At 69.4% G+C, this 21,229-nt stretch carries 22 protein-coding genes and 1 pseudogene; 4 read left to right on the forward strand and 19 right to left on the reverse strand.

Features of this window, described 5'->3' with window-relative positions; all coding sequences use genetic code 11:
• Nucleotides 1-67: 67 nt before the first annotated feature.
• Together GWK61_RS32630 and glmS are read right to left on the reverse strand one after the other, a co-directional pair.
• Nucleotides 68-418 carry a holo-ACP synthase gene (locus tag GWK61_RS32630; RefSeq protein WP_194915540.1) on the reverse strand — a complete coding sequence of 117 codons (351 nt, stop codon included), beginning with the start codon at nucleotides 416-418 and terminating at the stop codon, nucleotides 68-70.
• 8 nt (nucleotides 419-426) lie between these two features.
• Entirely contained in the window at nucleotides 427-2,316 is a 1,890-nt protein-coding gene (glmS, locus tag GWK61_RS32635) for a glutamine--fructose-6-phosphate transaminase (isomerizing) (RefSeq protein ID WP_194915541.1), read from the reverse strand.
• Between the two features lie 95 nt (nucleotides 2,317-2,411).
• Here glmS and coaA point away from each other — a divergent pair, with 95 nt between their 5' ends.
• A complete protein-coding gene (coaA, locus tag GWK61_RS32640; protein WP_194915542.1) occupies nucleotides 2,412-3,398 on the forward strand; it encodes a type I pantothenate kinase in 987 nt (328 codons plus the stop codon).
• A gap of 422 nt (nucleotides 3,399-3,820) precedes the next feature.
• On the opposite strand, the gene GWK61_RS32645 is transcribed toward coaA, so the two are convergent.
• The 5 genes and pseudogenes from GWK61_RS32645 to GWK61_RS32665 form a co-directional block, all read right to left on the reverse strand.
• A complete protein-coding gene (locus GWK61_RS32645) occupies nucleotides 3,821-4,660 on the reverse strand; it encodes a helix-turn-helix domain-containing protein (protein ID WP_194915543.1) in 840 nt (279 codons plus the stop codon).
• A 78-nt stretch (nucleotides 4,661-4,738) separates the two neighbouring features.
• On the reverse strand, nucleotides 4,739-5,533 hold the full coding sequence (locus GWK61_RS32650) for an ABC transporter permease subunit (protein ID WP_194915544.1): 795 nt from the start codon (nucleotides 5,531-5,533) through the stop codon (nucleotides 4,739-4,741).
• A 13-nt stretch (nucleotides 5,534-5,546) separates the two neighbouring features.
• A complete protein-coding gene (locus GWK61_RS32655) occupies nucleotides 5,547-6,536 on the reverse strand; it encodes an ABC transporter ATP-binding protein (protein ID WP_194915545.1) in 990 nt (329 codons plus the stop codon).
• Complete coding sequence (locus GWK61_RS32660) at nucleotides 6,533-7,513, reverse strand: ABC transporter permease (RefSeq protein WP_194915546.1); 981 nt, start codon at nucleotides 7,511-7,513, stop codon at nucleotides 6,533-6,535. The genes GWK61_RS32655 and GWK61_RS32660 overlap by 4 nt, the downstream gene beginning before the upstream one ends.
• A gap of 367 nt (nucleotides 7,514-7,880) precedes the next feature.
• A pseudogene (locus GWK61_RS32665) lies at nucleotides 7,881-8,858 on the reverse strand (ABC transporter ATP-binding protein); the annotation flags it as partial.
• 208 nt (nucleotides 8,859-9,066) lie between these two features.
• Here GWK61_RS32665 and GWK61_RS32670 point away from each other — a divergent pair.
• Nucleotides 9,067-10,386: an ATP-dependent 6-phosphofructokinase gene (locus tag GWK61_RS32670; RefSeq protein ID WP_194915547.1), complete on the forward strand. Its 1,320-nt coding sequence runs from the start codon at nucleotides 9,067-9,069 to the stop codon at nucleotides 10,384-10,386.
• Between the two features lie 120 nt (nucleotides 10,387-10,506).
• On the opposite strand, the gene glmM is transcribed toward GWK61_RS32670, so the two are convergent.
• The 4 genes from glmM to GWK61_RS32690 form a co-directional block, all read right to left on the reverse strand.
• Nucleotides 10,507-11,850 carry a phosphoglucosamine mutase gene (gene glmM / locus GWK61_RS32675; protein WP_194915548.1) on the reverse strand — a complete coding sequence of 448 codons (1,344 nt, stop codon included), beginning with the start codon at nucleotides 11,848-11,850 and terminating at the stop codon, nucleotides 10,507-10,509.
• A 149-nt stretch (nucleotides 11,851-11,999) separates the two neighbouring features.
• On the reverse strand, nucleotides 12,000-12,494 hold the full coding sequence (gene rpsI, locus GWK61_RS32680) for a 30S ribosomal protein S9 (protein WP_438939793.1): 495 nt from the start codon (nucleotides 12,492-12,494) through the stop codon (nucleotides 12,000-12,002).
• Nucleotides 12,495-12,570: 76 nt separating this feature from the next.
• Complete coding sequence (gene rplM / locus GWK61_RS32685) at nucleotides 12,571-13,014, reverse strand: 50S ribosomal protein L13 (protein ID WP_194915549.1); 444 nt, start codon at nucleotides 13,012-13,014, stop codon at nucleotides 12,571-12,573.
• 199 nt (nucleotides 13,015-13,213) lie between these two features.
• Nucleotides 13,214-14,875, reverse strand: a complete 1,662-nt coding sequence (locus tag GWK61_RS32690) for an ABC-F family ATP-binding cassette domain-containing protein (RefSeq protein WP_194915550.1) — start codon at nucleotides 14,873-14,875, stop codon at nucleotides 13,214-13,216.
• A 57-nt stretch (nucleotides 14,876-14,932) separates the two neighbouring features.
• Between GWK61_RS32690 and GWK61_RS32695 the strand changes: the two genes are divergently transcribed.
• Nucleotides 14,933-15,454, forward strand: coding sequence for an NADPH-dependent FMN reductase (locus GWK61_RS32695; protein ID WP_194915551.1), 522 nt, complete (start codon nucleotides 14,933-14,935; stop codon nucleotides 15,452-15,454).
• A 9-nt stretch (nucleotides 15,455-15,463) separates the two neighbouring features.
• Nucleotides 15,464-16,036 (forward strand): DUF6886 family protein, encoded by a 573-nt coding sequence (locus tag GWK61_RS32700; RefSeq protein ID WP_194915552.1) that lies wholly within the window; start codon nucleotides 15,464-15,466, stop codon nucleotides 16,034-16,036.
• Nucleotides 16,037-16,049: 13 nt separating this feature from the next.
• On the opposite strand, the gene truA is transcribed toward GWK61_RS32700, so the two are convergent.
• The 8 genes from truA to infA form a co-directional block, all read right to left on the reverse strand.
• Nucleotides 16,050-16,904 (reverse strand): tRNA pseudouridine(38-40) synthase TruA, encoded by an 855-nt coding sequence (gene truA, locus GWK61_RS32705; RefSeq protein ID WP_194915553.1) that lies wholly within the window; start codon nucleotides 16,902-16,904, stop codon nucleotides 16,050-16,052.
• A 145-nt stretch (nucleotides 16,905-17,049) separates the two neighbouring features.
• Nucleotides 17,050-17,583, reverse strand: a complete 534-nt coding sequence (gene rplQ, locus GWK61_RS32710; RefSeq protein ID WP_194915554.1) for a 50S ribosomal protein L17 — start codon at nucleotides 17,581-17,583, stop codon at nucleotides 17,050-17,052.
• A 122-nt stretch (nucleotides 17,584-17,705) separates the two neighbouring features.
• Nucleotides 17,706-18,731, reverse strand: coding sequence for a DNA-directed RNA polymerase subunit alpha (locus tag GWK61_RS32715; RefSeq protein WP_012785190.1), 1,026 nt, complete (start codon nucleotides 18,729-18,731; stop codon nucleotides 17,706-17,708).
• A 111-nt stretch (nucleotides 18,732-18,842) separates the two neighbouring features.
• Nucleotides 18,843-19,469 carry a 30S ribosomal protein S4 gene (gene rpsD, locus GWK61_RS32720; RefSeq protein ID WP_012785189.1) on the reverse strand — a complete coding sequence of 209 codons (627 nt, stop codon included), beginning with the start codon at nucleotides 19,467-19,469 and terminating at the stop codon, nucleotides 18,843-18,845.
• Nucleotides 19,470-19,489: 20 nt separating this feature from the next.
• Nucleotides 19,490-19,900: a 30S ribosomal protein S11 gene (rpsK, locus tag GWK61_RS32725; protein WP_012785188.1), complete on the reverse strand. Its 411-nt coding sequence runs from the start codon at nucleotides 19,898-19,900 to the stop codon at nucleotides 19,490-19,492.
• Nucleotides 19,901-19,974: 74 nt separating this feature from the next.
• Nucleotides 19,975-20,355: a 30S ribosomal protein S13 gene (gene rpsM, locus GWK61_RS32730; protein ID WP_194898686.1), complete on the reverse strand. Its 381-nt coding sequence runs from the start codon at nucleotides 20,353-20,355 to the stop codon at nucleotides 19,975-19,977.
• A gap of 180 nt (nucleotides 20,356-20,535) precedes the next feature.
• The gene (gene rpmJ / locus GWK61_RS32735) at nucleotides 20,536-20,649 is read right to left on the reverse strand and encodes a 50S ribosomal protein L36 (protein WP_009740505.1); all 114 of its coding nucleotides are present in this window, start codon (nucleotides 20,647-20,649) and stop codon (nucleotides 20,536-20,538) included.
• A gap of 132 nt (nucleotides 20,650-20,781) precedes the next feature.
• Nucleotides 20,782-21,003, reverse strand: a complete 222-nt coding sequence (gene infA, locus GWK61_RS32740) for a translation initiation factor IF-1 (protein ID WP_012785186.1) — start codon at nucleotides 21,001-21,003, stop codon at nucleotides 20,782-20,784.
• Between the last annotated feature and the right edge of the window lie 226 nt (nucleotides 21,004-21,229).

A 21,229-nucleotide genomic window follows, 5' to 3' on the forward strand; every position in this document is an offset into this window, starting at 1 on the left:
AGCTGGGGCGGCGCGGGCGGCGGGAGTTGGGGCGGTAGTCGGACGGCGGAGTTCCGGCCGAGCGGCCTCACCCCTCCGCGATCACCACCGCCGAAGCAATCCCGGCGTCGTGCGACAGCGACACGTGAAACGCCCGGATCCCCCGCTCCTCCGCCAGCGCCGCGATCGTTCCGGTCACGCGCAGCTCCGGGCGGCCGTCCGGCAGCGTCACCACCTCGCCGTCGTGCCAGCGCAGGCCGCGGGGGGCGCCGAGCGCCTTGGCCAGCGCCTCCTTGGCCGCGAACCTCGCTGCCAGGGACGCCGTGCCGCGCTCGCGCTCCCCGGGGGTGAACAGCTTCTCCCGCAGAGCCGGGGTGCGGGACAGCGACGCCGCGAACCGTTCGACGTCCACCACGTCGATGCCCACACCCAGGATCATGCGCGTCCTTACTCCACAGTGACCGACTTCGCCAGGTTACGCGGCTGGTCGACGTCGTAGCCCAGGGCGTCCGCCAGTTCGGCGGCGAAGACCTGGAGCGGGACGGTGGCGACCAGGGGCTGGAGCAGGATCGGCAGCTCCGGGACGTGGAAGAGGAAGTCCGCGTAGGGGGCCACCACGTCGTCGCCGTCCTCGGCGATGACGATGGTCTTGGCGCCGCGGGCGCGGATCTCCTGGATGTTGGAGACGATCTTGTCGTGCAGCAGCGGCCGCTTCGGCGAGGGGACCACGACCACGACCGGCAGGTCCTGCTCGATCAGCGCGATCGGCCCGTGCTTGAGCTCGCCGGCGGCGAAGCCCTCGGCGTGGATGTAGGCGAGCTCCTTCAGCTTCAGCGCGCCTTCCAGGGCCATCGGGTAGCCGACGTGGCGGCCCAGGAACAGCACCGTGCGGGCGCCGACCATGGAGCGGGCCAGCTTGCGGATCGGCTCCATGCGGTTCAGGGTCTCGGCGATCGCGGCCGGGGAGTCCGACAGCTGCGTCAGGACCTCCTCCACCTCGTCGTTGAACTTCACCCCGCGCACCTGCGCCAGGTACAGGCCGACCAGGTAGCAGGCGGTGAGCTGGGTCAGGAACGCCTTGGTGGAGGCCACGCCGATCTCCGGGCCGCCGTGCGTGTAGACCACGGCGTCGGACTCGCGCGGGATGGTCGAGCCGTTGGTGTTGCAGATCGCCAGGACGCGGGAGTGCTGCTCGCGGGCGTGCCGGATGGCCATCAGGGTGTCCATGGTCTCGCCGGACTGCGAGATCGCTATCACCAGCGTGTCCCTGGTCAGGATCGGGTCGCGGTAGCGGAACTCGCTGGCCAGCTCGACCTCGACCGGGACCCGGGTCCAGTGCTCGATGGCGTACTTGGCGATCAGGCCGGCGTGGTAGGCGGTGCCGCAGGCGACGACGACGATCTTGGTGACGGCGCGCAGCTCGTCCTCGGACAGCCGCATCTCGTCCAGCTTGAGCTTGCCGTCGCCGTTGACCCGGCCCAGCAGGGTGTCGGCGACCGCCTGCGGCTGCTCGGCGATCTCCTTCTGCATGAACCAGTCGTAGCCGCCCTTCTCCGCCGCCGAGGCGTCCCAGGACACGTGGAACCGCTTGCCCTCCACGACCTCGCCGTCGAAGGTGGTGATCTTCACCGAGCCGTCGCGGAAGACCTCGGCGACCTGGTCCTGGCCCATCTCGATGGCCTCGCGGGTGTGCGCGATGAACGCCGAGACGTCGGAGGCCAGGAACGCCTCGCCCTCGCCGACGCCGATCACCAGCGGGGAGTTGCGGCGCGCGCCGACCACCACGTCGGGGGCGTCGGCGTGCACGGCGACCAGCGTGAAGGCGCCCTGCAGCCGGTTCACGACGCGGCGCATCGCGGCGCCGAGGTCGCCGTCGCCGGCCTCGGCGAAGTCGCGGGCCAGCAGGTGCGCGACCACCTCGGTGTCGGTCTCCGAGAGGAATGTCACATCCTGGCCGGCCAGTTCGGCCTTGAGCCGGGCGAAGTTCTCGATGATGCCGTTGTGGATGACCGCCACCTTGCCGGTGGTGTCGGTGTAGGCGCCGCCGGGGGCGCTGAAGTGCGGGTGGGCGTTGCCGTCGGTGGGGCCGCCGTGGGTGGCCCAGCGGGTGTGGCCCAGGCCGGTCGTCGACGCCGGGAGGGGGCGGACGTCGAGTTCCTTCTCCAGGTTCGCCAGCTTGCCGGCCTTCTTGGCCCCGGCCAGACGGGCTTCGCCCGCGGACCGGTCGACCACGGCGATGCCCGCCGAGTCGTAGCCCCGGTACTCCATCCGGCGCAGACCCTCTATGACGATGCCCAGGGCTTGCTGGGAGCCCACGTAACCCACGATTCCGCACATGGGTCCAGAGCATAGTGGTATGCCCGGTGACCTGGATTGGTACAGACCAATCGGGGCACTGCTACCAGTCGGTAGGGTGTCGGTAGGGTGGCAGGGTGACCAGTGCCGCGCCGCCAGCTCCCAATCCCTTCCTGGAGTTCAGCCGCGAAGAGTGGGCCGCCCTGCGGGACCGGACGCCGCTGCCGTTGACCGAGCCGGAGATCGAGCGGCTGCGCGGTCTGCTCGACGTCACCGACATCGACGAGGTGCGCGACGTCTACCTGCCGATTTCGCAGCTGCTGAGCATGTACGTCCGAGCCACCTCCGAGCTGCGCGGCACCATCGCCGCGTTCGCCTCCGGCACCGGCGGCGGGGACCGGCAGGGGCAGTGGACGCCGGAGACCGCGCCGCCGTTCGTGATCGGCATCGCAGGCTCCGTGTCGGTCGGCAAGTCCACGTTCTCCCGCACCCTGCGCGATCTGTTGGCGCGCAGCCCGGAGCATCCGGAAGTGGGCCTCATCACCACCGACGGCTTCCTGTATCCGAACGCGGAGCTGGAGCGGCGCGGGCTGATGGGACGCAAGGGCTTCCCGGAGTCCTACGACCAGCGGGCGTTCCTACGCTTCCTGACGGCGGTGAAGTCCGGCCAGGAGACGGTGCAGGCGCCGGTGTACTCGCACCTGGTCTACGACATCGTCGCGGACGAGTGCGTCGACGTGAAGCGGCCGGACATCCTGCTCGTGGAGGGCCTGAACCTGCTGCAGCCGGCGCGCACCCGCGCCGACGGCCGGACGTCGCTGGCGGTCTCGGACTTCCTGGACTTCTCCATCTACCTCGACGCCCGGCGCTCGGACCTGAAGCGCTGGTACACCGACCGGTTCCTGGCGCTGCGCTCGACGGCGTTCAGCGATCCGCAGTCCTACTTCCACAAGTTCGCCTCGCTGTCCGACGAGGCGGCGCGCGGGCTGGCGCTGGAGATCTGGACGTCGATCAACGAGCGGAACCTGATGGACAACATCCTGCCGACGCGGGGGCGGGCGCGGCTGGTGCTGCGTAAGGGCGCTGACCACCGGGTGGAGCGGGTGCGGCTGCGCAAGCCCTGAGCGCCTGAGCTGGCACACCGGCCGGACCGGGCCGTATGAAGGAAGCGCGGGTCGAAGTCGCATTCCGGCCCGCGCTCCCGGCTCTCAGTACCGCTCGATGCCGGGCCGGGCCGATCGGTTGGAACCGGTGAGCTGGAGTTCTCCGCTTTCTACAAGACAGGGTGCGAGGCCGGAGGCCATTCTGACGATCACGCCCGGCCCTCCCGGAGCGGGGGGACGGTAGCGGGGCCGGCCGGGGGCTGGGCGGTCTCGGTATCGCCGGGACGTGGGCCGCCGGGGCGGTGGGAAGAGTCGGAGGGGGCTTGCCCGACGGGTTCGGTTCGGTTCAGCGTGCTTCGGACGGTCGCGGGGTGCCGGCCGGGGGCGGGCACGGCCGCACGGCCACACGGCTGGCGCGAAAGCGGCGGCGGCCGGGTCGGCCGTCAGCCCAGCAGCACGCTGGTCACCCGTCCGGGGAGCCGGTCGAGCGCGGAGCCGGGTGGGGCGCCGCGCCGCAGCTCCGCCAACCGCCCCGGCGTCAGCCCGGTGATGGCTTTGACGTCGTGCCCGAGGTGCGCCTGGTCGTGGTAGCGGGCCAGCGCCGCGGCCTGCGACCAGCTGCGGCCGTCCAGGTGCGCGCGCAGCGCGGTCTGTAAGCGCAGCACTCGCGCCATCGCCTTCGGCGACATCCCGACCTGCTCCAGGAACCGCGAGCGCAGGTGGCGATCGCCCCAGCCGACGTCGCGCTGGATCTCGCGCAGCGGCCAGCCGGCGGCCACGAGCCGGGTCGCGCGCGTCACCTGCCAGGCCGGCAGGACCCGGGAGTCGGCCGCGCGCCGGGTCAGGTAGGCGTCGAGCCGGGCGAAACGCGCTTGCCAGGTCGGCAGCCCGGCCAGCTGCTCCACGAGCAGCTCGCCCTCGCGGCGCAGTATTTCGCCGAGGGTCGGGAAGCCGTCGGCCAGCTCGGCCATGCGCAGGCCGAGGATGTGGTGCGCGCCGGTGTGGCTGAGGGTCACCTCGATGCCGGAGATGTGTCCGCGGTGCCGGCCGATCGCCGCCACCGCGCGGCCGGCGGACAGGAAGGAGGCTCGGCGGTAGATCTCGGATTCCCCGTCGGAGGCCAGGGCGATCCGAATCGGTTCGGCGAAGGCGATGACGAGCGTGGCCGCGCCGGAGGGGATCTCCAGGCGCGCACAGTCGGCGATGTCGGGGAAATTGAAGCCGTGGTAGTGGTGCACGAGGCCGCGTAAAGCGGGAACAGGCTCGCGACGCACGCTTTCCATGCGCGGAGCCTATTCCCGGATGAACGTTCTGCGATGCGGCCGCTCAGAACCTTGCAGAACCCTTTACAGTCCCGGTCATCACGCCGCGTCTCCGGAGACCCGGAACGACTGGAGCCGGCGCGTGCCGTAGCCCAGGGCCACGACGACGAACACCAAGGACATGATCACCGAGGTGCTCAACGACAGGTTCGCGCTGAGGTTCGGCAGGTGCCCGATCTGGTCGGCCAGGCCCAGTTCGTACTGCCCGATGGACAGCAGGCGCAGGCCGCTGACGAAGCGGGTGAGCAGGTTCTCCCAGACCAAGATGTAGATCAGGGTGACGGCCACCGAGCGCTTGGTCACCACCGACAGGAACAGGAAGAACGCGCTGTAGACGACGGCCCCGACCGCGGCGGCGACGATCACGCCGATCGCCTCGGTGGTGTCGCCCTTGATCGGCGTGAAGGTCATGTCCAGCGGGCCGGGGTTGTCGACGTAGCTCGACGTCCCGATAAAGGCGGCTGCGGCGATCGGCACCACGGCGAACACCAGGGTCGCCCCGGAGGCCACGATCCACTTGGTGAACATCACCGTGGACCGGCTGACCGGGGTGGCCAGCAGGTGCAGGATCGAGGCGTCGTCGACCTCGGTGCCCAGCACCGAGGTGCCGATGATCATCGCGGTCAGCGGCAGCAGCGTGACCAGCCCGATCTGCCCGAGGACCACCCCGGGCCAGGCGAAGTCGTGCGAGCTGTTGATGTTGGTGGCGGCGCGCAGCCCGATGGTCAGGGCCAGCAGCAGCGCCGGGGGCAGCGCGATCAGCAGCGAGCGGCGCCGGCCCAGCAGGCCGCGCAGCGTGATGGCGGCGATCGTGGGGTTGAAGACGGTTGACATCTGTGCCAGCTCCTTACGACGCCACCAGATAGGTGAACACGGACTCCAGCGACTCGTCGGCGGGCAGCACCGTGCGCAGCCGCACGCCGTGCTCGCGGGCCACCGCCGCCAGCTCCCGGCTGAACGCGCCGTAGTCCCCGGCCCGCACCTCCAGGCCCCCGGCGGGGTTCAGCTCCACGCCGTTGACCGAGGGCCGGCCGATCAGCGCCGCGGCCAGGCTCCGGTCGTCGCTGGAGGCGACCTGGAACACGTGCGGACGGCTGGTCATCAGCCGGCGGATGGTGCGGTAGTCGCCGGAGGCGGCCAGCCGGCCGGCCACGATCACCTGGACCGTGCCGGACAGCCGCTCGACCTCCTCCAGGATGTGCGAGGAGAACGCGATGGTGTGGCCGGCATCACCCAGGCGGTGCAGCAGGTCCATCATGTGCATGCGCTGGCGCGGGTCCATGCCGTTGAACGGCTCGTCCAGCAGCAGCACGCCCGGCTCGTGCACCAGCGCGGCGGCCACCTTGATGCGCTGCCGCATGCCCTTGGAGTAGGTCTCGATGCGGCGGTCGGCGGCCTCGGTGTCCATCTCGACCATGTGCAGGGCGCGGGCCGTGGCGGCCTCGACGTCGCGCAGCTTGTGCAGCTTGGCGGTCGCGGTGACGAACTGCCGGCCGGTCAGGAAGGCGTAGACCGAGTCGCGCTCGGGCACCAGGCCGATCACCTTGTAGATGCCGGGGTTGTGCCAGGCGGTCTGCCCGGCCACGGTGACCGTGCCGCGCGAGGGCGACAGGAAGCCGGAGACCAGGTGCAGCAGCGTGGACTTGCCGGCGCCGTTCGGGCCGAGCAGGCCGGTGACGCCGGGGCCGATGGTCATCGTGATGTCGTTGACCGCGACCACGTTGCCGTACCAGTGGGTCACGTTGTCCAGCACGATCTCGGCCGGGCCGCCGGGGCGGGCCGCGGTCGGGACCGGGGCGGCGGCGTCGCGCTGCCCGGGGATCTCGTCGATGGTCACAGCAGGCTCGCCTTCTGGTAGCGGCGAATCAGGAGGAGGACGGCCAGCGCGCACAGCACCACGACCACGGCCAGGTACACGATTCCGAAACCGCCCGGGTAGGGCACGTCGGAGTTCTTCGGAGCGCGGCCCACCACCCAGTCCTTGAGGCCTTCCAGCAGGTTCGCGGGGTTGAGCAGCCCGGAGATCTTCGGGCCGCTGCCCGGCGAGGTCGGCTTCACGAAGTAGCCGCCGCCGTCCGTGGTGGCGTCGTGCACGTAGTGCGGGCGGTAGCCGGTCAGCCGCACCATCGCCGAGGAGATGACGTAGGTGCCGAAGAAGAACACCGCGACGGCGCCGGTGGCGAAGGCGCGGCGGCCGGTGTAGCAGGACAGGACCGCGGCCAGGACGCTGAACACGACCGAGTACAGCAGGGCCAGCTCCAGGCCGGGGATGAAGGCGCGGGTCTCGCGCCAGACGGCGGAGCCGCCGTGCAGCGAGCCGATGGTGCCGACGTAGAGCAGGATCTCGGGGACCGCGGTGAGGACCAGCATCGCGGTGATCAGGGCGCTGATCTTGGCGATCGGGTAGTCGGTGCGGCGCAGCGGCCGGGAGAAGTACAGCGGCAGGGTGCGGTTGCGGATGTCGCGGGAGATCAGCTCCGGGGTCACCGCCGCCAGGTACAGGACCAGGACGAGCTGGAAGCTGTACATGTACTCGTCGTAGGCGATGGCGTGGACGCCGGTGCGGGAGACCGCGAAGGCGTTCGCGATGGCCGGCAGGCACATGATGGCCAGGGCCAGGAAGGGGACGATCTTCGCGCGCGGGCCGCGGCCCAGGCCCCAGGCGGAGCGGAGGCTGTGCCAGTACAGGGCGCGGACGATGCCCAGGCGGCCGATGCGGTCGCCGGTGTAGGTGCGGTAGCCGATGTCGTGGATGACGCCGGAGGGTGAGCCGGCGCCGGAGGGTGAACCGGCGGTGGCGGTGTCGCTACTCATGGTCGGTCTCGCTCTCGGCGGCTTCGGCTTGGGCTTCGGCTCGGGCTTCAGCTTCGGCTTGAGCTTCTGCTTCGGCTCGGGCTTCAGCTTCGGCTCGGGCGGGGGCTTCGGCGGCGGGGGCGCTGACAGCTGGCGCGGCTGGCGCGGCCGGCGCTAGAGACGCTGACGGTGCAGCTGCGGCAGGCTCGCGGGATGCGGCGCTGGTGGCGGCGGAGTCTGCGGTGGTCGCGGCGGCGGCGGAATCGGGCTCGGCGGCCACTGGTGGCGAGGTTGCGGCGCTGGTGGCGGTGAGATCGGCGGCGCTCTCAATGTCGGCGTCCGCGTCGTCGAGGTCGTCCAGAACGTCCAGATCGTCGAGATCGTCGAAGTCCTCGTCCGCGAACAGCTCCTCGACCCGGTGCCGGCGCCGCTCCAGCCGGTTCAGCGGCAGCCCGAGGTCGGCCACCGCGTCGCGGATGGCGTCGTAGACCTGGTCCGACTCCTCCTCGGTGCCGCCGAGGCGGACCAGGAGGGCGCGGCCGTCGCGGCGTGGCGCGAGGCCGGCGCTCTTCAGCGCCGCGGCCAGGCGGGCCGCGCCCTCGTCGACCTCGACCGCCAGGACCGCGCTGGCCTTGGTGAAGGCCGACATGGAGGCGGCGCGCAGGAGCTTGCCGGACTCGATCGCGACCAGCGAGTCGCAGATCTGCTCGATCTCGCCGAGCAGGTGCGAGGCGACCAGGATGGAGATGCCGAACTCGGCGCCGATGCGCTCGATCAGGTCCAGCATCGCCTCGCGGCCGGCCGGGTCCAGGCCGTTGGTGGGCTCGTCCAGCAGGAGCAGGCGCGGGTCGCCGACCAGGGCCTGGGCCAGCTTCACGCGCTGCTTCATGCCCGTGGAGTAGGTGCCGATCAGGCGGTAGCGCTCCTCGTGCAGGCCCACGTGGCGCAGCGACTCGGCGGCGCGCTCCTTGGCCGCGGTCGGCGGCAGGCCGCCCATGCGGCCCATGTGCGTCACGAACTCGGTGGCGGTCACGTCCGGGGGCAGGCAGTCGTGCTCGGGCATGTAGCCGACCAGGGTCCTGATGCGCTCGGCCTGGTCGACCACGTCGTAGCCGAGCACCGCGGCGGTGCCGGAGGACGGGTGCAGCAGGCCCAGGAGGATCTTGATCAGCGTCGACTTGCCCGCCCCGTTCGCCCCGACCAGGCCGATGACGCCGGCCGGGACGGACAGCGTCAGCCCGTCCAGCGCCGTCACCGCCCCCCGGGCCGCGCCGTTGTAGCGCTTGGTGAGGCCGGACGCCTCGATCACGGCGGCGGAGGCTGCCGGGACGGCCGGGCTGGCCGTCGATCTCGTGGCTGTGGTCATGGTTCCAAGGTAGAGAGGAAGGGGGGCCGGGCGCTTCAGCTTGAAGTCGCCGTTACCCGTAGCCCGCAAGGATGACGGCGTAGCCCGCCGGGAGTAGTCCCGGGCGCTGACGTCTACTCCTGCGGGCGACCGCGGGGCGTGGCTCACATCCCGGGCCGGATGGTGGACCGGCCGCGGCGAATCCAGTGAATCTTGTTAGCGTGAAACCATGAACACGGCCGATCTTCTCACCATCACCTCCGATGATCTGGCCATCACGCGCCTGGGTGAGCGCACGGTCGACACGCCGCTGGCCGACCTGCTCGGCGAGCGCGAGGAGACGTGGCACTACGTCACCGAGACCGACCGGGTCCTGCTCGACGTGGTCCAGGGCATAGCGAGGAAGCGCGACGTGGACGTGGCCGGGCTGCCGGCCTTCAACCCCGGCGGACCGCGCCGGAAGCTGTTCTTCGAGCCCTCCGAGGTCACCGCCGCGATCGTCACCTGCGGCGGGCTGTGCCCGGGGCTGAACAACGTGATCCGCGGCCTGGTACTGCACCTGGGGCGGGCCTACGGCGTCAAGCGCGTCCTGGGCTTCCGCAACGGCTTCAAGGGCCTCACCGACGGCTCGGAGCCGATGGTGCTCACCGAGCAGGCGGTCGCCGACATCCAGAACCGCGGCGGCACGATCCTGGGCACCTCGCGCGGCAACCAGGACCCGGTGGTCGCGGTGGACACAATGGTGCGGCTCGGCGTCAACATCCTGTTCGTCATCGGCGGCGACGGCACGCTGCGCGGCGCGGAGAAGCTCGCCGACGAGGCGCGCGCCCGGGGCGAGCGCATCGCCGTGGTCGGGATCCCGAAGACCATCGACAACGACATCCCCTGGATCGACCGGTCCTTCGGCTTCCACACCGCGTTCGAGCAGGCCTCGAAGTCCATCCGTGCGGCGCACATAGAGGCCTCCTCGACGGAGAACGGCGTCGGCCTGGTGAAGCTGATGGGGCGGCACAGCGGCTTCATCGCGTGCTACTCGACGCTGGCCAGCCACGCCGTGGACTTCACGCTGATCCCCGAGGTCCCGTTCGACGTGGACGTCTTCCTGTCCCGGCTGAAGAAGAAGGTCGAGCAGCAGGGGCACGCGGTGGTCGTGGTCGCCGAGGGCGCGGGCCAGGAGCACTTCCCCGCCTCGGACCAGACCGACGCCTCCGGCAACGCGAAACTGAACGACATCGGGGCGCTGCTGAAGAAGCGGATCATCGAGTCCTTCGGCGACGAGCCGCTGTCGGTGCGCTACGTGGACCCCGGCTACGAGATCCGGTCGGTCCCCGCGAACGCCTTCGACGCGGTGTACTGCACGCGGCTTGCGCAGGCGGCCACGCACGCGGGGATGGCCGGGTTCACGTCGATGGTGGTCGGGCAGTGGAGCGGGCGGATGGTGCATCTGCCGATCGAGCTGGCCACCGCGAGCCGGAATGTGGTGGATCCGCACGGGCAGTTGTGGATGAACGTGCTGGAGACTACGGGGCAGCCGAAGCAGATGGTGTGAGGCGGGGCTTTTTGTTAGGGATATTCGCCCCCGAACATACGTATAGCGCGCGCCGCTGACACGTTCGTGCGACTCAGGCGAGCTGCGGCGCGTCCAGGGACGCGCCGCACCCTTCCAGCCTCAGCCCAGCGCCGTCTTCACCACATCCGCCAGGTGCGCCGCCAGCCGCCGCGCCTGCTCCGCGTCCTCGGCCTCGACCATGACCCGCACCAGCGGCTCGGTGCCGCTGGGGCGCAGCAGGACGCGGCCGGTCTCGGCCAGTTCCGCCTCGGCCTCCTTGACCGCCTGGGCCAGTTCGGCGCTGGTGGCGGCGCGGGACTTGTCGACGTTCTTCACGTTGATCATCACCTGCGGCAGCTTGTGCATCACGCCCGCCAGGTCGGCCAGGGTGCGGCCGGTTTCCGCCACGCGGGCCAGCAGGTGCAGGGCGGTCAGGGTGCCGTCGCCGGTGGTGGCGTGCTCGGTGAGGATGAGGTGGCCGGACTGCTCGCCGCCGAGGACGTAGCCGCCGTTGCGCATGGCCTCCAGGACGTAGCGGTCGCCGACGGCGGTCTCGATGAAGTTCAGGCCTTCGCGCTGCATGGCCTGCTTGAAGCCGAAGTTGGCCATCACGGTGCCGACCACGGTGTCGCCGGTGAGCTTGCCCCGGTCGCGCAGGGACAGTGCGAGGACCGCGAGGATCTGGTCGCCGTCCACCTCCTCGCCCGCGGCGTCCACGGCCAGGCAGCGGTCGGCATCGCCGTCGTGGGCGATGCCGGCGTGCGCGCCGTGCTCGATGACCGCGGCCTTGAGCTTGTCCAGGTGCGTGGAGCCGCAGTCCTCGTTGATGTTCAGGCCGTCGGGCTCGACGTGGGTGGCGATCACCTCGGCGCCGGCGCGGCGCAGGGCCTCCGGGGAGACGTGGAAGGCGGCGCCGTTGGCCTCGTCGACGACGACCTTCAGGCCGTCGAGGCGGTTGGGGAGGGTGTCCAGGAGGTGCTCGATGTAGCGCTCGCCGCCCTGGGGGTAGTCCGCGACGCGGCCCACGGCCGCACCCACCGGCCGGGACCACTGCTCGTTCATGCGGGCTTCGATGGCGTCCTCGAGGACGTCGTCGAGCTTCACGCCGCCGCGGGCGAGGAACTTGATGCCGTTGTCCGGGGCCGGGTTATGCGAGGCCGACAGGACCACGCCGAGGTCGGCGCCCAGGATCTCGGTCAGGTAGGCGACCGCGGGGGTGGGCAGGACGCCCAGGCGCAGGACGTCCACGCCGGCCGAGGCGAGCCCGGCGACGACCGCGCCCTCCAGGAACTCCCCCGAGGCGCGGGGGTCGCGGCCGACCACCGCTTTGGGGCGGTGGCCCTCGAAGGCCCCCACTTCGCCGAGGACGTGCGCGGCGGCCACTGAAAGGTCCAACGCCAGTTCCGCTGTCAGATCCCGGTTGGCCATGCCGCGAACGCCGTCGGTGCCGAAAAGCCTGGTCATATGCGCGCGCTCCTAGAGAGGGCAGGAGGGTGGAACCCTAGGGGACGGTATTCCCGGGAAAACATCGTACGAACGCCCCGGAAAGCGGATGCTCCCGGGGCGTTCGTAGACACCGTGGCGCCCGCAGTCCCCCGCGGACAGACGGCGGTTTAGCGCTTGCTGTACTGCGGGGCCTTACGGGCCTTCTTCAGACCGGCCTTCTTGCGCTCGGTGGCACGGGGGTCCCGAGTCAGGAAGCCGGCCTTCTTCAGCGTCGCCCGGTTGTTCTCCAGGTCCGCCGCGTTCAGCGCGCGGGCCACGCCCAGGCGCAGCGCGCCGGCCTGGCCGGAGATGCCGCCGCCGTCGATGCGGGCGACGACGTCGTAGGCGCCGTCCAGCTCCAGGACCTTGAACGGGTCGTTCACCAGCTGCTGGTGGACCTTGTTCGGGAAGTAGCCGTCCAGAGTGCGGCCGTTGATCTTCCACAGGCCGGTGCCCGGGACGATGCGGACGCGGGCGATGGCCTCCTTGCGGCGGCCCAGGCCCTGGCCGGAGGTGCTGGCCGTGCGGCGCACGACCGGGGCGGCGGCGGCCGCGGGGGTCTCCGAGGTGTACTCGGTGAGCTCCTCCTCGGCGGCGCCGTCGCCGGCGAACTCGTCAACGATCTCGGTGGTGGTGTCGACCTCGGTCACAGCCACAGTTCCTTTCTGGGAAAACTAAGAAGAGTGGTAGTGGCCGGGACTACTGCGCGACCTGGTTGATGACGAACGGCTCCGGCTTCTGCGCGGCGTGCGGGTGCTCCTCGCCGCGGTACACCTTCAGCTTGGACAGCTGCTGGCGGCCGAGCGAGTTCTTCGGCAGCATGCCGCGGACGGCCTTCTCGATGGCCTTGCGCGGGTCCTTGTCGATCAGGTCGCCGTACTTGATGGAGCGCAGACCGCCCGGGTAACCGGAGTGCCGGTACGCGAGCTTGTCCTCGCGCTTGTTGCCGGACAGGTGCACCTTCTCGGCGTTGATGATGATGACGAAGTCGCCGGTGTCGACGTGCGGGGCGAAGATCGCCTTGTGCTTCCCGCGCAGCAGCTGCGCGGTCTGCGAGGCGAGACGGCCGAGAACGATGTCACGGGCGTCGATGACGTGCCACTGACGCTGCACGTCACTGGGCTTGGGGCTGAACGTACGCACGGAAATGCTCCTGGCGTGTGTCGTAGACGTTTACGCGATGAAGAAGCACGCCGTCGTCGTGAGTACAAGGCATGCCTAAAGGCGCGTGTGGCCTCGCCCTACTCTCTCCGTTTCCCCGGATGCAACGCCAAGGACTCGGTCTCGTATGGGCGCGGATGGGACGCACCAAAGGACTACTTTACCCGATGGCCGGAGGTGCTCATGACTTCGCACCGGACTTGACCGGCCTGCGGTCCGGCCGCCGCTCGTCCCAGACCGGTTCGGACGCCTCGTAGACCCGGCCGTCGGAGCCGAAGACCAGGTAGCGGTCGAAGCCGCGGGCGAACCAGCGATCGTGCGTGACGGCGATCACGGTTCCCTGGTACGCCTCCAGGCCGGCCTCGAGGGCGTCGGCCGACATCAGGTCCAGGTTGTCGGTCGGCTCGTCCAGCAGAAGCATCGTGGAGCCGGTCAGTTCCAGACGCAGGATCTGGAACCGGGCCTGTTGGCCGCCGGAGAGGTTCCCGAAGCGTTGTTCCGCCTGCTCGTTCAACGCATAGCGCGCGAGCGTCGGGGAAGCGTTGTCTCTCTGGAAGGAGAACTCCTCCCAGAGGATCTCCAGCAGCGTCTTCTTTTCCAGAGCCGGCTGGCGGTGCGTCTGACGGAAGTGACCGGGGACGACCCGCGCGCCGAGCTTGAAGGTGCCGGTGTGGTTGATCTCCTCGCCGGCCAGAAGGCGGAGGAAGTGGGACTTCCCTGAGCCGTTCCCTCCGAGAACCGCTACGCGTTCCCCATAGAAGACTTCTGTAGAGAACGGCTTCATGAGGCCGGCGAGCTCAAGGTCTACGCACTCAAAGGCGCGGACTCCGGTACGGCCGCCCTTAAGGCGCATCTTCACCTGTTGCTCGCGCGGCGGCGCCGGAGGCGGACCGGCCGCCTCGAACTTCTCCAGACGCGTACACATGGCGCGATACTTAGCGGCCATCGCTTCACTGAACTTCGCCTGTTGCCGGAGTTCCACGACGAGGTTCTTGAGGCGGCGGTGCTCCTCTTCCCAGCGGCGCAGGAGCTCTTCGAAACGGTCGAAGCGGGCCTTGCGGGCCTCGTGGTAGTTCGCGAAGCCGGCGCCGTGGATCCAGACGGAGCCGCCGATGCCGCCGCCGGAGCCGACCTCCACAGTGACGATCTTCTTGGCGGTGCCGGCCAGCAGTTCCCGGTCGTGGGTGACGAACAGGACCGTCTTGGCGGTCTCGTTGATGGCCTCTTCCAGCCAGCGCTTGCCAGGGACGTCCAGGAAGTTGTCCGGCTCGTCGAGCAGGAGGACCTGATCGGGGCCGCGCAGAAGGGATTCCAGGACGAGGCGTTTCTGTTCTCCTCCAGAGAGGGTGGAGGCGAGGCGGAACTGCGCCTGGATATAGGGGACGCCTATAGCGATGGTGCAACAGGTGTCCCACAGCGTTTCCGCCTCATAGCCGCCTGCGTCGCCCCAGTCGACGAGCGCCTGTGCGTAGCGCATCTGCGTGGGCTCGGAGTCGTCCTCCATCATCGCCAGCTCTGCGGTCTCCAGCTCTATAGCGGCTTTCTGGAGCGCGGGCTGTGCGACGGACAACAGGAGGGTGCGGACCGTCGGGGGCTCTTCGCCCTCCTGCGGCTTGCGGTCGACGAACTGCCGCATCACGCCGAGGCCTCCGGAGCGCACGACGGCACCGCCGGTCGGCTCGATGTCGCCGGCGATGAGGCGCAGCAGGGTGGTCTTGCCGGCGCCGTTCGCGCCGACCAGGGCCGCCTTGTCGCCGTCACCGATCCGGAAGGAGACATCGTCGAGGAGGACGCGGCCGTCCGGGAGGTGGTACTGGAGGCTGTTGACGTCGATATGGCCCATAGGTGGCAGTCTCGCTCAGGGCTTCTTAGTCGCGCGAGTGGTTATAGCGTCGGGCGCATGGTTCAGGTGTTGTTGCTTTGCGGTTCGGTGCGCAAGGGATCCTCGAACGAGGCCATGCTACGGCTGGTGCAGGAGGTCGTGGGGGACGCCGGGGAGGCCGGGAACGCTGGGAACGCCGGGAACACGGACAGCGCGGTCTTCTACGAGGGCCTGGGAGGGCTTCCCCACTTCAACCCGGATCTGGACACGGATCCGCTTCCTGAGGCCGTCACGGAGCTGCGCAGCGCTATAGCGGACGCGGATGCGGTGCTCGTCTGTACGCCGGAGTATGCGGGGACGTTGCCGGGATCGTTCAAGAACTTGCTGGATTGGACCGTCGGTGGGACGGAGATCTGCGACAAGCCGACAGGATGGATCAACGCGGCGAATCCGGGGCGCGGCGAGGGTGCGGCGGCGACGCTGCGGTTGGTGTTGGAGTACACCGGTGCGGCGATTGTGGAGGACGCATGCGTGCGCATCGCTATAGGGGACCCGGATATACGAGAACGTATTAGCGCGGTCCTGACGGCGTTGCGGTAGAACGGACGGATGCGACCGGAACCTGGGCAAGTCCTACACTTCTCGGAAGACCCGACGATCACCCACTTCGTACCGCATGTCGCCGCTACGGCTCAACAGCCGGGGGCGTACGTATGGGCCGTCGACTATGACCGCGCACCCGACTACTGGTTCCCTCGGCAGTGTCCGCGCGCGATGGCGTGGGTGACGCCCGAGACTACGGAGGAGGACCGGGAACGCATCATCGGGCCAGGCGGTGGGCTGCGTGTGCACGCTGTGGAGTACGGCTGGCTGGAGCGGATGCGGACGGCGGAGCTTTACGCGTATCGCCTTGACGCGCGAGACTTCCGCTCCTTCGGCAGCCCACCCAATGCGCACGTGGCTGAGCAGGAGGTGCGCCCTCTTGGGCCGGCCGAGCGGGTGGGAGACCTGTTCGAGCTCTATGAGGAGGCGGACATCCAGCTCAGGGTGCTGCCGACGTTGCTGCCGTTCTGGGACCAGGTGATCACTACGACGCTGGGGTTCAGCGGGATTCGGCTGCGGAACGCGCGGCCTGCTCCGGTGGCTCCAGCGGTTTCCGGGGCTTCGGCCGCTTTGGCGTAGTCCGGCCTCGGGCTCAGTCGGCCCCCAGCACCCTCATCCGCCGCGTCTTCAGCTGCTGTCCGGCGAGCTCGGAGTCGGCGGGATAGACGACCTCCTCCAGCGTCAGCCCCTGCGGCGGCGCCACCTTCACCTCGGGCGAGCGCACCACCTCGGCGAGGATGCGTTCCGGGTCGCCGACCGGCCGGCGCCCCTCCCCCACCGCCAGCAGCGCGCCGACCAGGCTGCGGACCATGGAGTGGCAGAAGGCGTCGGCGCGGACGTCGGCGACCAGCAGGCCTGTGGGAGTCAGCGAGGTCGGCGCCTCGCGCGTCCACTCCAGGCGCGTGAGGCAGCGGATGGTCGTGGCGCCCTCGCGCTTCTTGCAGAAGGCGGCGAAGTCGTGCTCGCCGAGCAGCGCGGCCGCGGCCGCGTTCATGAGCGCGGGATCCAGCGCGCGCGGGTGCCACGTGACGTCGTTGCGTCGCAAGGGGTGCGGGCCGTAGGGAGCGTCGGTGACGCGGTAGGCGTAGCGGCGGCCCATGGCCGCGAAGCGGGCGTCGAAGCCGGCCGGCGCGACCACCGCCGACCAGACCCGCACGTCGCCCGGCAGGAAGGCCGCCAGGCGGCGCAGGAGGCGCTCCTCGTGCTCGGCCCAGAGCTCGGCGGGGACGTCCAGATGCGCGACCTGCCCGCTGGCGTGCACCCCGGCGTCGGTGCGACCGGCGACCACCAGCGTCACGTCCTGCCGCAGCACCGTCGACACCGCCCCGGTCAGCTCCCCGCACACCGTCCGCCGCTTGGGCTGGACGGCCCACCCGGAGAAGGCGGTGCCGTCGTAGGCCAGGTCGAGGCGGACGCGGACGTGGCCGGGGGCGGGCTCGGTGCTCATCGGTCCATTGTGGCGCAGGGGGTTGTCAGTCTGAGTCGGCGGCTAATACCGGTCCGGCCGGATCGCGCGTCCAGGAACTGACTCCGCCCACGCGAAAGCCCGCCGCCTCCGAAGAGACGGCGGGCTCTGCGAACACCAGAAGGACTTACTCCTTCTCAGCGGCCTCAGCCTCGGTGGCCTCGACAGCCTCGGCCTCGGCCTCAGCGGCCGGAGCCTCCTCGACGACCTCGGCGGCGGCCGGGGCCGGCGCCGGGGCGGCGGTCTTCTTGCTCGCGCGCTTGGTGGCGGCCTCGGCCTCGCGGACCGCGGTCTGCTGCACGGTCAGGGCCTCGACCAGCTCGATCACGGCCATGGGGGCGTTGTCGCCCTTGCGGTTGCCGGCCTTGATGATGCGGGTGTAGCCGCCGGGGCGGTTCTCGTAGTTCGGCGCGATCTCGTCGAACAGGCGGAAGACGATGTCCTTGTCGCGCAGCACGGCCAGGACCTGGCGACGGTTGTGCAGGTCGCCCTTCTTGGCCTTGGTGATCAGCCGCTCGGCGTAGGGGCGCAGCAGGCGCGCCTTGGCCTCGGTGGTGGTGATCTTGTCGTGCTCGAACAGCGACTTGGCGAGGTTCGCCAGGATCAGCTTCTGGTGGGCCGGGGAGCCGCCGAGGCGGGCGCCCTTCTTCGGCTGGGGCATTGCTTCTTCTCCTTGGTGTCTCGGGCCGTGTCAGGTACCCGGGATCTTGAACCGGTGCCCGGGCGGGGTGCCCGGCGCCGGAAGCCGGGCCGCCCTGGTGGGGGCGGCCCGGCTGTCGAGCCTTACAGCTCCTCGGTCTCCGCGTAGCCGGAGTCCAGGTCCTCTTCCTCGTCGTACTGGTTGTCCACCACGAGCGAGGGGTCGAATCCGGGCGGGGAGTCCTTCAGCGCCAGGCCCATGCTCATCAGCTTGACCTTGACCTCGTCGATGGACTTCGCGCCGAAGTTGCGGATGTCCAGCAGGTCGGCCTCGCTGCGGGCGACGAGCTCGCCCACGGTGTGGATGCCCTCGCGCTTGAGGCAGTTGTAGGAGCGGACGGTCAGCTCCAGGTCCTCGATCGGCAGTGCCAGGTCGGCGGCCAGGGCGGCGTCCGTCGGGGACGGGCCCATGTCGATGCCCTCGGCCTCGATGTTCAGCTCGCGGGCGAGGCCGAACAGCTCCACCAGGGTCTTGCCGGCCGACGCCACGGCGTCGCGCGGGCGCATCGACTGCTTGGTCTCCACGTCCAGCACCAGGCGGTCGAAGTCGGTCCGCTGCTCGACGCGGGTGGCCTCGACGTCGTACTTGACCTTGAGGACCGGCGAGTAGATCGAGTCGATCGGGATGCGCCCGATCTCCTGGCCCGCCTGCTTGTTCTGCACCGCGCTGACGTAGCCGCGGCCGCGCTCGACGGTGAGCTCCATCTCGAGCTTGCCCTTGCCGTTGAGCGTGGCGATGATCAGCTCGGGGTTGTGGACCTCGACGCCGGCCGGCGGGGCGATGTCGGCGGCGGTGACGGTGCCCGGGCCCTGCTTGCGCAGGTACATGGTCACCGGCTCGTCGATCTCCGAGGAGACGACCAGCTGCTTGATGTTCAGGATGAGGTCGGTGACGTCCTCCTTCACACCCGGGATCGTGGTGAACTCGTGGAGCACGCCGTCGATCCGGATGGACGTCACCGCGGCGCCGGGGATGGACGACAGAAGCGTCCGGCGCAGCGAGTTGCCGAGGGTGTAGCCGAAGCCGGGCTCCAGCGGCTCGATGAGGAACCGCGAACGGTACTCATCGATGATTTCCTCGGTGAGGGTGGGGCGCTGTGCGATAAGCACGGTGGAACCTCCGTTGCCTGGGCCGACCGCTATATGCCGACCGCGGGGATGGTGCTCCTATAGGGAGTCCCGCGCAGGGACTCCCTATAGGTTGCGAACCCGTACTCCGGACTACTTGGAGTAGAGCTCGACGATCAGCTGCTCCTGGACCTGCGTGTCAATGACAGCACGCTCCGGAAGCGAGTGCACGAGGATCCGCATCTTCGACGGGATGACCTCGATCCACGCCGGGACGGCACGCTCGCCGGCCTCGGCACGGGCCACCACGAACGGGGTGAGCTCCAGGCTCTCCTTGCGCACCTCGACGATGTCACTCGGGGTGACCCGCATCGAGGGGATGTTCGCCTTGTGGCCGTTGATCAGGATGTGGCCGTGGCGCACCAGCTGGCGCGCGTGGTCGCGGGACTTCGCGAAGCCGGCGCGGTAGACCACGTTGTCCAGGCGGGACTCGAGGATGCGGAGCAGGTTCTCACCCGTCTTGCCGCCCTTGCGGTTGGCTTCCTCGTAGTAACCGCGGAACTGCTTCTCCAGAACGCCGTAGATGCGGGCGGTCTTCTGCTTCTCGCGAAGCTGGAGCAGGTACTCGTTCTCCTTGGTGCGACCGCGGCCGTGCTCACCCGGGGGGTAGGGACGGATCTCGATCGGGCACTTCGGGCCATCGCACTTGCTGCCCTTGAGGAAGAGCTTGGTCTTCTCGCGGCGGCAGCGCTTGCAGTCGGGGCCGGTGTAACGGGCCATGTGTGTTCTTCTCTCCTAGCTCAGACGCGCCGGCGCTTCGGCGGGCGGCAGCCGTTGTGCGGCGAAGGGGTGACGTCGTTGATGGATCCGACCTCCAGGCCGGTCTGCTGCAGCGACCGGATGGCGGTCTCACGGCCGGAGCCGGGACCCTTGACGAACACGTCGACCTTCTTCATGCCGTGCTCCATGGCGCGGCGGGCGGCGGCCTCGGCGGTCATCTGAGCGGCGAACGGGGTCGACTTGCGCGAGCCCTTGAAGCCCACCTGACCCGAGCTCGCCCAGGCGATCACGTTCCCCTGCGGGTCGGTGATCGAGACGATGGTGTTGTTGAACGTGCTCTTGATGTGAGCGTGCCCGTGGGCGACGTTCTTCTTTTCCTTGCGGCGCAGCTTGGGAGCCTTGGCGCCGGCCTTACGGCTCTGGGGAGGCATTGTGCTGGGTTCTCCTGATTGAGGTGATCGGTCCGGCCACTGACAAACCAGTTAGGTTCCGGTCCGTGGCTGGACTACTTCCGGCCGGCCTTCTTCTTGCCGGCGATGGCCTTGCGCGGGCCCTTGCGCGTACGCGCGTTGGTGTGGGTGCGCTGACCATGGACCGGCAGGCCCTTGCGGTGCCGGATGCCCTGGTAGCAGCCGATCTCGATCTTGCGGCGGATGTCCGCCTGGACCTCACGGCGCAGGTCGCCCTCGACGCGGTAGTTCGTGTCGATCCACTGGCGGAGCTTGACGAGGTCGTCCTCCGTCAGGTCCTTCACGCGCGTGTTCGGGTTGATGCCGGTCTCCGCGCACGTCTTCTGCGAGCGGGTGCGGCCGATGCCGTAAATGTAGGTGAGGGCGATCTCCAGACGCTTTTCGCGCGGGATGTCCACACCAGAGAGACGTGCCATCAGGCAGGCTCCTGTTTCTATTCGTTGCCGGAGGTGTCGGTACAGCGCCGTTCCTGGTGCCTGACCAGGTCTCCAGCCTCCGGGCCGGGGGTTTCATCCATGAGCCCTATGGCGGGAGCTCGCGGGGTCGGGACGCTGCGGTTAGTTCAGCCGGGCGTTGCGACCCGGCTTCGAGCTGGCTCAGCCCTGACGCTGCTTGTGGCGCAGGTTCTCGCAGATCACCATGACGCGGCCGTGGCGACGGATCACCTTGCACTTGTCACAGATCTTCTTGACGCTGGGCTTGACCTTCATGATGGTTCCTTAACTGGTATCGGTCGTCCGGTGCGAAAACACCGAAAGGCAGCCCACCACCTAGAGCGTGGTGAGCCTCGATAGGACGTGACCGGCGGGGACCCCGCCCGCGGAGGGCCGGAGTCCTACAGGTCACTTGTAGCGGTAGACGATGCGCCCACGGGTCAGGTCGTACGGGCTCAGCTCGACGACGACCCGGTCGTCCGGGAGGATCCGGATGTAGTGCATCCGCATCTTGCCGGAGATGTGCGCGAGGACCTTGTGGCCGTTCGCCAGCTCAACGCGGAACATCGCGTTGGGCAGGGACTCGATGATGGTGCCCTCGATCTCGATGGCGCCTTCTTTTTTGGCCAAGTTCCTTCAATCTCCTTCAGAAGGGTGTCTACTGCCGCGTCGGTTCCGGCAACAGGAGCAAGTGGTGGTCCAGCGATATGCGCTCGTAGACCCAGCCGCGGGGGCGCACGTGAACCACTCCATACGGAGCCGACACGCCAGTGTACGCCGAACACTTGCGGAACGCGAAACCGGGGCTTTGTACCCCGGCCGCACATGTCTTGAAACCGGCATCGGGTGGCGTATA

The sequence above is a fragment of the Catenulispora rubra genome, from assembly GCF_015356825.1.
Taxonomy (GTDB): domain Bacteria; phylum Actinomycetota; class Actinomycetes; order Streptomycetales; family Catenulisporaceae; genus Catenulispora; species Catenulispora rubra.